The sequence below is a fragment of the Ideonella azotifigens genome (assembly GCF_006519715.1).
In the GTDB taxonomy this organism is placed as follows: domain Bacteria; phylum Pseudomonadota; class Gammaproteobacteria; order Burkholderiales; family Burkholderiaceae_C; genus Ideonella; species Ideonella azotifigens.
Genome location: NZ_VIDT01000122.1, coordinates 1 through 11,244 on the forward strand (window position 1 = coordinate 1; position 11,244 = coordinate 11,244).

General features: G+C 66.5%; 14 protein-coding genes and 1 pseudogene. 4 read left to right on the forward strand and 11 right to left on the reverse strand.

All coding sequences use genetic code 11. The features are described from left to right. Window positions 1–315 (reverse strand): YbhB/YbcL family Raf kinase inhibitor-like protein (locus FKP22_RS10315; RefSeq protein ID WP_141287409.1); only part of this gene is annotated, 315 nt, incomplete at its 3' end. A gap of 58 nt (window positions 316–373) precedes the next feature. Beyond that, window positions 374–1,234, reverse strand: coding sequence for a helix-turn-helix transcriptional regulator (locus FKP22_RS10320; RefSeq protein ID WP_141287410.1), 861 nt, complete (start codon window positions 1,232–1,234; stop codon window positions 374–376). A gap of 285 nt (window positions 1,235–1,519) precedes the next feature. Here FKP22_RS10320 and FKP22_RS10325 point away from each other — a divergent pair, with 285 nt between their 5' ends. Then, window positions 1,520–1,993, forward strand: a complete 474-nt coding sequence (locus tag FKP22_RS10325) for a hypothetical protein (RefSeq protein WP_141287411.1) — start codon at window positions 1,520–1,522, stop codon at window positions 1,991–1,993. Between the two features lie 14 nt (window positions 1,994–2,007). On the opposite strand, the gene FKP22_RS10330 is transcribed toward FKP22_RS10325, so the two are convergent. Then, window positions 2,008–3,027, reverse strand: a complete 1,020-nt coding sequence (locus FKP22_RS10330; RefSeq protein ID WP_170200837.1) for a hypothetical protein — start codon at window positions 3,025–3,027, stop codon at window positions 2,008–2,010. Window positions 3,028–3,490: 463 nt separating this feature from the next. Here FKP22_RS10330 and FKP22_RS10335 point away from each other — a divergent pair, with 463 nt between their 5' ends. After that, complete coding sequence (locus tag FKP22_RS10335) at window positions 3,491–4,405, forward strand: restriction endonuclease (protein ID WP_141287413.1); 915 nt, start codon at window positions 3,491–3,493, stop codon at window positions 4,403–4,405. A gap of 109 nt (window positions 4,406–4,514) precedes the next feature. Then, window positions 4,515–5,072 (forward strand): DUF805 domain-containing protein, encoded by a 558-nt coding sequence (locus FKP22_RS10340; RefSeq protein ID WP_141287414.1) that lies wholly within the window; start codon window positions 4,515–4,517, stop codon window positions 5,070–5,072. 208 nt (window positions 5,073–5,280) lie between these two features. Here FKP22_RS10340 and FKP22_RS10345 read toward each other — a convergent pair whose 3' ends face one another. From FKP22_RS10345 to FKP22_RS10375, 7 genes are all read right to left on the reverse strand, one after another. After that, the gene (locus FKP22_RS10345; RefSeq protein ID WP_141287415.1) at window positions 5,281–6,279 is read right to left on the reverse strand and encodes a hypothetical protein; all 999 of its coding nucleotides are present in this window, start codon (window positions 6,277–6,279) and stop codon (window positions 5,281–5,283) included. 159 nt (window positions 6,280–6,438) lie between these two features. Next, on the reverse strand, window positions 6,439–7,314 hold the full coding sequence (gene htpX / locus FKP22_RS10350; RefSeq protein WP_141287416.1) for a protease HtpX: 876 nt from the start codon (window positions 7,312–7,314) through the stop codon (window positions 6,439–6,441). A gap of 76 nt (window positions 7,315–7,390) precedes the next feature. After that, window positions 7,391–7,792 (reverse strand): tellurite resistance TerB family protein, encoded by a 402-nt coding sequence (locus FKP22_RS10355; protein WP_141287417.1) that lies wholly within the window; start codon window positions 7,790–7,792, stop codon window positions 7,391–7,393. A 33-nt stretch (window positions 7,793–7,825) separates the two neighbouring features. Then, complete coding sequence (locus FKP22_RS10360) at window positions 7,826–8,092, reverse strand: TFIIB-type zinc ribbon-containing protein (protein WP_141287418.1); 267 nt, start codon at window positions 8,090–8,092, stop codon at window positions 7,826–7,828. A 34-nt stretch (window positions 8,093–8,126) separates the two neighbouring features. Continuing rightward, on the reverse strand, window positions 8,127–8,486 hold the full coding sequence (locus tag FKP22_RS10365) for an HPF/RaiA family ribosome-associated protein (RefSeq protein WP_141287419.1): 360 nt from the start codon (window positions 8,484–8,486) through the stop codon (window positions 8,127–8,129). A gap of 173 nt (window positions 8,487–8,659) precedes the next feature. Then, complete coding sequence (locus tag FKP22_RS10370) at window positions 8,660–9,541, reverse strand: LysR substrate-binding domain-containing protein (protein ID WP_141287420.1); 882 nt, start codon at window positions 9,539–9,541, stop codon at window positions 8,660–8,662. A gap of 477 nt (window positions 9,542–10,018) precedes the next feature. Then, window positions 10,019–10,525, reverse strand: coding sequence for a hypothetical protein (locus FKP22_RS10375; RefSeq protein ID WP_141287421.1), 507 nt, complete (start codon window positions 10,523–10,525; stop codon window positions 10,019–10,021). Between the two features lie 147 nt (window positions 10,526–10,672). Here FKP22_RS10375 and FKP22_RS10380 point away from each other — a divergent pair, with 147 nt between their 5' ends. Continuing rightward, a complete protein-coding gene (locus FKP22_RS10380) occupies window positions 10,673–11,017 on the forward strand; it encodes a hypothetical protein (protein ID WP_141287422.1) in 345 nt (114 codons plus the stop codon). Window positions 11,018–11,059: 42 nt separating this feature from the next. Here the strand turns inward: FKP22_RS10380 and FKP22_RS31930 are convergent. Further along, window positions 11,060–11,244: pseudogene (locus tag FKP22_RS31930) on the reverse strand (LysR family transcriptional regulator); the annotation flags it as partial.

Sequence of the window (11,244 nt, forward strand, 5' to 3'; positions counted from 1 at the left end):
GCCCGCGCCGGCGGACAGGCTGGTGGTCGCGGCTGGCAGGTTGTAGACGACCCAGTGCCACCAGCCGGAACCGGTGGGTGCGTCCGGGTCATAGACAGTCACAGCATAGCTCTGCGTGCCGGCCGGCGCGCCGTGCCAGTTCAGCGCAGGCGAGCGGTTGCCACCGTCGCAGCCAAAGCCCTTGAACACCTGGGCCTCTGCCAGTCTGGCGCCGGGCGCGATGTCCAGGCTGCTGAGCTCGAAACCCGCGGCCGAAGCCAGCAGCGGCAAGGCCAGCAAGGTGGCGCAGAGGATCAAGGGACGGGGGTGTTTCATGGCACGGCTCCAGTTCGTTGGCAATGCCTGCATGGTCCCCGCGCGGGAGCTTGGCGCGTTAGCCGCCCTGCGCCATTCGTTGCGCGCTTTGCGTCATGCCGGCGCGCAGCACCGAAGGCACGAAGCCCCAGCGCTCCTGGAACATCGCCGAGAAACGGCTGTGGGACTCCCAGCCGCAGCGCTGCGCGATCTCGCCAATTGGCAGCTTGGTGGTTTGCAGCAGGCCCAGCGCGGTTTCCAGCCGCACCTCGCGCACCAGCGCCGCGAGCGATGGGTCGCCCTCGGTTTCGCTGAGGCGGCGGCGCAGCGTCGAAGCGCTCATGTGGAAGGCCGAGGCGACCGCGTCCACGCTCCAGTCGGCATGCGGGCGCTGCGCGACCAGCCGGCGCACCCGCTCGTCCCAGCCCAGTTCGTCCACCGCGCGGAAGTGGTGGCCGCGTTCGGCCAGCAGCAGCAGGACCTCCAGCAGCCGGTGCCGCTGCACCGCAACCGACACCGCCTTGGCCTGCAGGAACGAGGCTGCGCGCTGCATCGCCTCCCGCAGCTCCTCGTCCACCACCAGCAACTGCGCGGCCGGCACCGCAGCGCCAGTCGGCGTGGCCTGGGCCTGGTGCTCTCGCACCAGCTCGTCGCCGAAGAACAGCGCCAGCGATTCGTAACGGCCATGTCCCGCGGGGTCGTTGATCACGTCCCAATGCGTGCCGCGCGCCACCAGCATGCCGTCGCCGCGCTCGGCCACCACGCTTTCGGCGCCAGCCGCCAGCAGCGTCTTGCGGCCCTGCTTGACGACGACCACCGCGTCGTCGCGCATGGTCAAGGTGCTCACGCGGTGGCAGGCCACGGCCGTCACGTGGGCGCACTGCCCGGGGCTGGGCTTGGGCGCGGCGGAGGCGCCGCCACGCGGTTTGGCATTGATCATCGGGGGAGTTTAGGCCGGCCCAAACCCATCGCCTCACCCACCGAAGCCACCGCGCCGGCACCGGCCCGCCAAACGGAACCGATTCCATTTCCGACCGACGCCCAAAGCCCTCGGCCGCCTCTCGACCGCCCACTTGACGCCGGTTTGCAGGAGAGTACGCTGCGCACCGGCCCAGGGTCCCCGCCCATGCCGCGGCGCCCGACAGGCCAAGCCCGAAGCCAAAGAGTCCCGCCCTGTTTGCCTTGTTCAAAGGTGACGGCGCACGCCTGCCTGCGGAGGAGCGAAATGTCGAACGATGATGAATCGCGTCAATACCTGGTGCAGCAAATCGAAGGCAAGCGCCGTTGCATTTCGGCCTTCTTGCGCAAGATGGAACCGCGCTCGGTGCGCCTGACCAACCAGGGCATCATCTTCAGCGCCGTGGCCGCCGCCTTCACCGCTGCGCCGGCCTTTGGGGGCGAGCAGTTCACCGAGTTCATGCGGCAACTGGTCGGCGCGCAGAGCGATTCGTCCATCTGGCGCCTGCTGTGCCTGGCCGCCATGCTGTGCTCGCTGCTTGCCTTGATCTCCACCACGCTGCACAAGACCCACAACCTGAGCGCCAACCTGGCCAAGGCCCATGACCTGAACAGCAAGCTCGAAGGCCTGGCGCTGAGCGTGCACATGGGCATGGACAACACCAAGGCAGCCGAGCTGTTCAAGCAGTACACGACCGAAGCCGCGTTTGTGCCACCGGACCTGACGCCGGTGATGGTCTGAAACCCGCCGGGCCCTCAGTTGCCTAGCGGCCGCAGCACATAGCCTCGCTGCTCGCCTGTCACGCTGTTGTACGCGGTGCCGATGATCGCGCCGCGTTCGTTGACGCCGTTGGCGTCCAGCAGCACCCAGCCGGCGGCGCGGGTCGCGTCGTCCAGCAAGGTGTTGAGGTCGACCGCCACGCCACCCTGCCACATCGCCGCATGGCCCGTCACGTCACCGGCCAGCAGGCTGTTGCCGACGATCAGGCCGGCGTTGTTGATGCCCGCGGCACTGCTGAGCGAGCCGCCCAGCGTGCCCAGGCTGGTCTGCACGCCATCGCTCCACAGCGTGGCCACCTGCCCGTCGGTGCCCACGACCTGGCCGGCGTCGTTGATGCAGAGTGCGTAGCCGCTGCCCAGGTCCGTCAAGCTGCCGGCTTGCCATAGCACGGCCCGCACGCTGGCATTGCCAGGCCCGGTGCTGCTGCCCACGACCTGGCCCCAGCGGTTGATGCTGCGGGCCGAGCTGTAACTGCCACCCAGCGTGCCAAGGTCGGTCACCGTCGTGCCCTGCCACAGCGCCGCATGGGTGGTGCTCAGACCGCCCACCAGCACGTCGCTGTAGCCGACGACCTGGCCCCGGTGGTTGATCGCCAAGGCAATGCTGTAGTGGCCGCCGCCCAGCGTGCCCAGGTCCACCGGCGTGCCGCCGGTCCAGCGCGTGGCATGGCCAGGGCCTTCCGTCGTGGTGCTGTCGCCCACCACCTGGCCCAGGTTGTTGATGCCCTGCGCGCTGCTGTAGGCACCCGGCCCGCCCAGCGACAGCAGCGCAGTGGGCACACCGCGCAGCCAGACGGTGGCACCGTTGGGACCGCCGCCTTCGCCCGAATCGCTGGTGCCGGCCGCCACGCCCAGGTCATTCAAGGCCACGCCAAAACTCTGGCTGGCCCCGGTGATGGGCGCCAGCGCCGTGAAGCGGTAGCTGCCGGCCGCCAAGGCCCCGGTGGCGACGGCGCACGCGGCGGCCATCAGCAGCAGTGGTGCCACAAGGCGCATGCGGCAGCGCGCACGCACAACTTCGAAAGTTCGGCCCATGTTGGTTGGCCCCTTGGTGAAAACTTTGTTGTCGAGGTGCACAGCCCCGGCCAGGCCCGCGGCGCTGCAGGCCGTGGCGCTGCAACGCGAGGCCGGCGGCTATGTGCGCGCTGGCGGACTGCATCGCCAGTGTGGGCCTGGCAAGCTCGCTGCACAAGGCGACAAACACGGCAGGCGCCGCCACCCCCACATCCACCACCTACATCCACCATCCACAACCACCTGCCCGCGTGCGCCCGCGCACCAAGTGCCAACAAATTCACATCCAGCACCCGGTTCCGGCTGTGCAAACGTGCAGAAGTCACAAACCGCGAGCGAACCCCACGCGAAAAATGGATCGCGTGGGGCGACGGGCCTGGCTCGTTGGCGAGGCCGCATCGCGCAGGCCGAATGCACAGAACAATCAACCTCGGGAGACGCAGCCATGGCCAGAAGCAGAGGCAAACGCAGCGCGATGGACGATCTGGCGGATCTGGTTTCGCTGATGCCCTGGTGGGCCGGCGTGGCCGCGGCGCTGGGCTTCTACCTGGTGCTGCACACGCTGGCACAGCCCGGTGCGGCGGCCGTCGTCGCCAAGCCCGCAGACGTCACCCAGGCGGTCGCCCACTCGCTGGGCAGAAGCGCCGCCACCATCGGCCAGTACCTGCTGCCCTTCATCTGCCTGGTGGGTGCGGCCATGTCCGCCTTCAAGCAGCACGAGCGCCGCAAGCTCGTCACCCAGGTCACCCAAAGCGCGTCGGCCGACGCGCTGAACGGCATGAGCTGGCAGCAGTTCGAACGCCTGGTCGGCGAGGCTTTCCGGCTGCAAGGCTTCAATGTCCAGGAAACCGGCCGCGGCGGCCCGGACGGCGGCGTGGACCTGGTGCTGCGCCGCAGCGGCGAGAAGCACCTGGTGCAGTGCAAGCAATGGAAGGCCTACAAGGTCGGCGTGGACGTGGTGCGCGAGCTCTACGGCGTGATGGCCGCCCAGGGCGCCGCCGGCGGCTTCGTCGTCACGTCCGGCCACTTCAGCCGCGAGGCGGAGGCATTTGCCGAAGGGCGCAATGTTCGGCTGGTCGACGGGCTGCAGCTGCAGGGCTTGATCCGGCAGGTGGAGCGGGCGCGGAAGGAGGCGTGTGCGGTACGTGGGGCGGCGAACGTTCGGGGCGCTTCCGCGGCGATGCCGCTGCCGCCGGCCCCGCAAGCTCAGCTGCAGCAGAAGCCAGCGACCGCCACGCCGCCCTGCCCGGCCTGTGCGAAGCCGATGCTCAGGCGCACTGCGCGCAAGGGCGCGAACGCAGGGCGGGAGTTTTGGGGCTGTGAAGCCTACCCGGCTTGCAAGGGCGTGCGCAGCGTCTGAGGGGCTGTTTGGTTCGTCGACCGCCGGGTGCCGACTCAGCAGCTTTTTCACCGAAGGACGATCATCCTTCGGCAGCACAATTTGGCCAAAACACAGAGGGAGTTTCCGCATGGCAATCAGCAATCCGTACACCGCGCCTCAAGCCGAGGTTGCGGACGTAGACAACGCCCATCAGGGCGCATTCCAGGAGATGAGGATTTGGGGATGGCGAGGCCGTTTGGGTCGTCTGCGTTTTCTGGCGTATGGCGCCGTGGCGTATTTGATTTACATGGTGCTGACGGTCGTCGTCACGATACCGGCGACCATGCTCCGTGCCAGTGGCGGCCCCGGCCTGCTTGCCGTTCTGTTCTCGCTGATGATGATTCCCTATTTCGTGTTTTCCGCATTGGTCCTGATCCGGCGTTCACACGACATGGGCTGGTCCGGCTGGATGTCGCTGCTGGCGATCATCCCGCTGGTGGGACTGATCTGGATCTTCAAGGCGGGCAGCCCTGGCGCAAACGCGTATGGCGCGCCGCCGCCGCCGAACGGCACCGGCGTCAAGGTCGCGGCGTTCGGCATCTTCGGGGTGGTGATCCTGGTTGGCACCTTGGCGGCGATTGCGTTGCCGGCGTATCAGCAGTACGTTCAGCGAGCTCAGGCAGCGAAGGCGCTTCAGGGCAAGTAGCGGACTCGCCCGCCCCACCGAGATCTCGGCAACACCGACCAAGAGATCCGACCCGAACGATGGTTCGCGAGGCAAGGTCACCCTGCTTCGGTGTCCGAATTCGTTGAACCGCGACACAAGCCTCCGGACACGCCAGCAAGGTCGGCGGGAAGCGGTTGTAGCCCCAGCATGCCATTGAAGAGCGCGGTCCTTGCGCACCGAAGGCGGTTCAGCTCGACTTGCGTGCGGCTCGCGCCGCGCGCCGGCGTTCCATCCACGCCTCCCGCTTCAGGCCCAGCACCGCGGCAAGGAGCGGCAAGGTCAGACAGCCCGAAACGATGCCGCCGATCAGGTTCGTGTAGGTCCAGTTGAAGGCCGGGTCCGCTTCGGCCGGCCGGCCGGCTTGCGACGCGACGGCGGTCACCAGCACCGCGTTGTCCGCGACCAGCACGCCATCGCGTTCGAAGACGGGCCGCGTCGCAGCGGGCACCGCGCCGTCGACACGCACCAGCAGCGTGGCGTCAGCAGCGCCGGAGCTGCGCTGAAAGTCGTAGAGCTGCTGGGTGCTGTCGAATTGCGCGACGAAATCCACCCGGTCGCCCTGGCGCCAGTCGGCGGCGGCCACCGGCACGAAGATCGCCTGGACCGCGCCGCCGCTTTTGCTGGAGCGGCGCGTCAGCGCGTGATCCCACAGCAGGCCCCCTTGAAGCGCAAGGTGGCTGCCGCTCCCCGGGTGCACCGGGTCCCCGCCGCGGCTCAGTTGCAGCGGGGCGTACGCGCTCACGACGTCGGCCCGGCGCAAGTGCCAGTCCCAGCCGTACCAGGCGAAGACGCAGATCCAGGTCAATGCGATGCAGGCGGCCCACACCGTCAAGCCCATGCGCCAGCCTGAGGGTGCCGGCTTCGGCACCACGGGCGCCATTGGCGCGGCTGCTGCCGCAGCAGGAGCGGGAGCAATCCGAACCGGGGCAGGCGCAGCAGGCGGCGCGGCCTGGCCACTGCGAGCGCGCCAGATGTTCTGGAAGAAGGTCAGCACCTGCAACACGCCCAGGACGACAAGGCAGATCGCCAGCAGCAGGACGATGGCGCTGATCGCGCGCGAGTAGCTGCCGTCGCGGCTGGCCTGCGCGGCGTTGAGCCAGCCGATGGGTCCGGTCTCGCCGAAGGTGGCGTAGCCCGAGAAGGCCAGGACCGCGACCACCAGCAATATGACGATGAATCCACGCATCTCGAATCCTCTGTTCGGTGAACCGACGGACACGCCCCGCCGCTGGCGGAAGGTCCTTGATTCACCGTACGGATTCGCGTGGGCAAACCGGACAGGTGCTGCGCTGCGCTGACGAGGGCCAGTCCCCGAGCAACCACGCCGCCCGGTCATCTCCCGCGTTCAATCCGCGCGGCGCAGCCGCTCGATGCGTTGTGCCATGGGCGGGTGGCTGGAGAACAGGGCCAGCATGCCACCCGGCCGGGCGCTGATGCCCATGGCGCGCATGGCCTTGGGCATCTCGCCCGGATCCATCCCACCCAGCCGGGCGAGCGCATCGATCATCGGCTGTTTGCGCCCCATGAGCCGTGCGGCGCCGGCGTCGGCGCGGAACTCACGTTGCCGCGAAAACCAGGCCACGATCAACGCAGCGACGACGCCCAGCACGAGGTCCAGCACGAGGGTCGTGACGTAGTAGCCCACGCCCGGGCCTTCGTTCTGGTTGCGCAGGACAAGCTTGTCGACGACATAGCCGATCATTCGCGACAAGAAGACCACGAAGGTGTTCATGACGCCTTGAATCAGCGCCATCGTCACCATGTCGCCATTGGCCACGTGCGCCACCTCGTGGCCGATGACCGCTTCGACCTCATCACGCGGCATCGACGCCAGCAACCCTGTGGACACCGCCACCAGGGCCGAGTTCTTGAATGCGCCAGTGGCAAATGCGTTGGGCAAGCCCTCGTAGATGCCGACCTCCGGTGTCTTCACACCCGCCTGCCGCGCAAATCGTTCGACCGTGGCCACCAGCCACGCATGCGCAGGGTCAGTCGATCCGTTGATCACCTGCAGCCGGGTGGTCCACTTGGCCATTGGCTTGCTGATCAACAGCGAGATGAATGCGCCACCGAAACCCATCACCAGCGCAAAACCCAGCAACCCCGTCACGCTCAGGCCGTTGGCGCTGAGAAACCGGTTGAGGCCCAGCACATTGACGGCCAGACCGAGGACAAGCATCACGGCCAGGTTGGTCAGCAAGAACAAGGCAACGCGTTTCATCTTCCAATCCCTCTGTCCATGTCAATGCAGCAGACGCGCGCTTCCATATCCCCGGTGGACAACACGCCCCACCCGGTCACCTGAGCATCTCGCGGTGCAGGCCCCAGTGCTCGACCGCGGCCTTCAGCACGATCGCCTCGCCATCGGTCACTCTCGTGTCGGCCTCGGCGATCTCGACGCACAGGTGCAGCAGTTTTCGACGCAAGGCCGGGTCTTCGATGTCGCCCATCAGGCCGGCCAAGGTGCGCTCATCCACCGGGCAGGTGTCGGACCATTGCAGTTGCTCACTGGACAAGAGGTCTTCGCAGAATTTGTCCAGCACCGCGTGCAACTCGTTGCGGTCGAGGCCGAGCTGTGCATGAACAGCCAGGCGGTCCAGCAGTTCTAGTTCGGAGCTGCCGATGTCCCGGTCTGCCAGCACGGCCAATGCCACGATGCGGGCGGCGGCCTGCGGACTGTCAGGGTGATAGAAGCGCATGTTGTTCGTCCGGGGGGTAAGAGGGCATGGGGCTCAGTCGAAGAAGTCGCTGAGCCACGACTTCCTTCGGGAGTGACTTCGGCTTCGGCCATGCGCATGGTCCGAGTCGACGAATCGGGGCTGTCTCTCGTGGTCGATCCCGGCGCTTCTGGCAGGCGCCGCATAGACCGACCGCTCGACCAGCTTGTCCAGCTCTCCTCGATCGAGCCAGACACCCCGGCAGTGGGGGCAATGATCAATCTCGATGCCTTGGCGATCGCTCATCAGCAGCGTGGAATCAGGACAGACAGGGCACTTCATGCTTTCTCCTTCACGGTTTCCCGGCGTCGTTGACTCAGCCGCGCTGCTCTTCAGCGTGGTTCAGAAAAATGGCGCGTGGGCGCAGCGCTCTCTTGTCATTCCCGCGTCGCCACTGGCGCACGAGAAAGCGCAAAGCGCGCGACAAGGCGTTGTCCAGGGCGGTACGCCAGTCATGCGCCACGGATGCCACCACCACGGTGCCGGCGACCCCGCTCCGGATTTCGACCTGGCAGCGCTTGTCGACGCCGCCGCGCGGGCCATTCACATCTGACAACTGCACGATGGCTTTTGGTGCCAGCCAGCCGAGGCGACGGAAGACGAAGCGCGCACGGCGTTGCGCCACATCCCGCAGTTCGTCGGCTTGCGGATCTCGGGATTTGAATAAAACCTGCATCACGGCGCTCCTTTGGTTCAGGTGTGAACCGAAGATAGGGCGCATTGCCATCCAGAAAAAGCAGCAAATCAGTGAGGCGAAGTTCGGAAAAACCGAACCCTCAGCGCAGCACATTTCCTGAAGAACAAGCCGCTTCCGCGGCATTTGCACCCAGGCTGTGCCCCCCGGCGCCGTCAGCCGCGCGCGCTGTCCAGCAGTTGCACGACAAGCGGGTGGTGTTGGCCGCGGCGCGACCTGATCGCGTGGATCTCCTCGGACACGCCAGGAGAGTGGCCCAGCAAGCGCAAGCCGTGCATCAGGGCCAGATCCGAGGCGCCAAGCTGGCTGACTGGAAACACACCCAGCCCACGCGCTGCGAAGACGGCCATCAGTGCACTGTCTTCGAATTCGCCCACGATCCGGGGCCGCAGGCCCTCGGTTTCAAACCAGCGGTCCAGGCTGAAGCGCAGCGCCGAGTGGCTGGTGGGCAAGAGCACCGGCAACCGGCCGAGTGACTCCGGAAACTCGGCCACGTCGGCTTTTCGGACCAGCGCGGCAGGCCCATACCACGCCACCGGCGATTGCACGAGGCGCTCGCTGGTCAACCGCAAGTTCGAGCTGTTGGGGGCGGACTGTCCGGCCAGCACCAGGTCCAGGTGGTGCATCGCCAGTTCGGCCAGCAACTGCTTCACCTCCCCTTCGTGGCAGACCAGCCGCAGCGACGGCGTGGCCAGAATCGGCGAGAGCATCGCATGCGCCGCCAGCTTGGAGATGCCATCCGAAAAGCCGACGGACAAGCGCACCACCTTGTGATTGGCCGCCTCCCGCACTTCTTCGGCAATCGCTTGCCCGATGTGGAAGACCGCCTCGGCACGCGCGAAGGCGACCTCGCCCGCCTCCGTCAAGGCGACGCCTCGCCCGGCGGGCTTGAGCAGCTGGTGACCCAGCGCCTTCTCCAGCTCGCGCACCTGGGCGCTGATGGTCTGCACGGCCATTTCAAGCCGCTCCGCGGCGCGGGCGAACCCGCCTTCTTTGGTGACGACCCAGAAATAGTACAGATGGCGGAAATTCAGCACGCGGACCTCACTTCGCAAAAGCCGCACCCAAGTGCACTTCAACGCTGTTTTTTCAAATCACCGGGACCCCGAATGTCGCCCCTCTTTTGCACCGCCACTGCCGCTGCCATGGACACTGCTCCCCAGCGGCTGGTGCTGGTGCTGCCCGGCTGCTACCGCACGGTGAGCTGCCTGACGAATGCGCTGGACTGCCGTTGAAGACGGCGGCAGCGAGGTTTCCGATGGGCGGCGAAATGCATGTCAGCTGAGCCTGGCCGTCAAGGGCTGAGACACCCGTGCCAGTGGCTCGACCACAGGTCCAGCAACATTGCGCGCGCAAGTCTGAGCCGCTGTCGGCGGCCTGCGACCCGTTCCAAACGAAGTCAAGTCACAACGCTCCGCCGAAGGCAGCCAGTTCGCGATGTCGCTGCTGTCAAGGAGTGTCCTCAAGCTCACATTCAGCGACAGCCGCATCGTGGTGCTGCGCGCTGGTCTGCGCTACTCATACAGCTCATCCCACGCCAGCCGCTCATTGACGAGTTCATCCAGCTCCGAGAGGTCCAAAGAGGAGAGCAAGGCGCCGAGTTTGACCTGCCCTTTGCACAATGCGAGGGAGGCCAGAATCGCTTGGACGGTCGAGGCGTCTTCTTGCGAAGCCAAGTCACGCAACGCCAAGCGCTGCATGTCCTGCAACGCATCGTCGTAGTCGTCAACCAGCCAGTTGGGCACTGGGGGACTGCTTGATTTGTGCCGTTCGACCTCCATGGTGGAAACGAGCCCGTAGAAATTCCAGTCCCGCTGGTGTGCCTGTGCCGCGATCCGGACCAAGTGCGGCACGGCGGCATACGAAGCTTCGCCGATGTCGCCCTGATGGTGCAGCTCGCTCCACAATTCGTCCCAAGCATCCTCGCCTTGCTCAAGGCGCGACAAGGCGCCAGATGGGTCGTATGGCACCCGATAGCCACCGAGCAGCGTGGCCCACTTCGGGTCAAACAAAGGCAACATGCAGGTCATCCGAGGATTGGCAAGCGATCATTTTGACAAGACGTCTGACTGCCCGAAAGCGCGCCCTGGCGGGCAACCGGAGGTGCCCGACCGCGCTCCGACTTTAGACCTTGCCGCGCTGTCGCATTCGCCGCAATTGGAAATCGAATGACCTGGTTGTCTTGGTGTCTGATCGCGCTGTTCTTGCTGAAGCTCACATGGAACATGCTCGTCCCATGCTTTCTGGAGCGTGCTGCGCGCGCTTGGAAGCGAGGCGACGGGCCGCCCCCTGGCGGGGTGTCGATGTCGCCCATCGTCGAGATGGTGCTGCTGGTCGTGGCTGCAGTCTGGGCCGCATTCCACTTCCAAAATGATCGGCCAGCCGTTCATGCAGCCAGCGTGCTTGGCATCGGCGTGGCGCTGACGGGCCTCTCCTATCTGGCTGCTGTGCTCTTGGGCCGACACCTGAGACGGGACCGAAGGTCGCGCTCCGGAGTCGGGCTCGCCGAATGATCAGGACGGCGAACCGCACCTTCGGGACCTGCAGCCCCTTCTCTACGCCAGCACCCCACCCGAAAAACTCTCGCACAGGCACTGCACGAACGCCGTCACCTTCGCGCTGACGAGCCGCCGGGAGGTGTGCAGCGCCCGGACTTCGACGGGCTTGCCCGGCACGGTGCCCCAGTGCACCAGCCGGCCGCTTGCCAGGTCTTCGGCGGCGATGGATTGCGGCAGCAAGC

Bases quoted from the DNA above. Each gene is read 5' to 3' on its own strand.
- FKP22_RS10320 (WP_141287410.1), bottom strand. From the start codon at position 1,234: ATGATCAATGCCAAACCGCGTGGCGGCGCCTCCGCCGCGCCCAAGCCC.
- FKP22_RS10325 (WP_141287411.1), top strand. From the start codon at position 1,520: ATGTCGAACGATGATGAATCGCGTCAATACCTGGTGCAGCAAATCGAA.
- FKP22_RS10330 (WP_170200837.1), bottom strand. From the start codon at position 3,027: ATGCGCCTTGTGGCACCACTGCTGCTGATGGCCGCCGCGTGCGCCGTC.
- FKP22_RS10335 (WP_141287413.1), top strand. From the start codon at position 3,491: ATGGCCAGAAGCAGAGGCAAACGCAGCGCGATGGACGATCTGGCGGAT.
- FKP22_RS10340 (WP_141287414.1), top strand. From the start codon at position 4,515: ATGGCAATCAGCAATCCGTACACCGCGCCTCAAGCCGAGGTTGCGGAC.
- FKP22_RS10345 (WP_141287415.1), bottom strand. From the start codon at position 6,279: ATGCGTGGATTCATCGTCATATTGCTGGTGGTCGCGGTCCTGGCCTTC.
- htpX (WP_141287416.1), bottom strand. From the start codon at position 7,314: ATGAAACGCGTTGCCTTGTTCTTGCTGACCAACCTGGCCGTGATGCTT.
- FKP22_RS10355 (WP_141287417.1), bottom strand. From the start codon at position 7,792: ATGCGCTTCTATCACCCTGACAGTCCGCAGGCCGCCGCCCGCATCGTG.
- FKP22_RS10360 (WP_141287418.1), bottom strand. From the start codon at position 8,092: ATGAAGTGCCCTGTCTGTCCTGATTCCACGCTGCTGATGAGCGATCGC.
- FKP22_RS10365 (WP_141287419.1), bottom strand. From the start codon at position 8,486: ATGCAGGTTTTATTCAAATCCCGAGATCCGCAAGCCGACGAACTGCGG.
- FKP22_RS10375 (WP_141287421.1), bottom strand. From the start codon at position 10,525: ATGTTGCCTTTGTTTGACCCGAAGTGGGCCACGCTGCTCGGTGGCTAT.
- FKP22_RS10380 (WP_141287422.1), top strand. From the start codon at position 10,673: ATGACCTGGTTGTCTTGGTGTCTGATCGCGCTGTTCTTGCTGAAGCTC.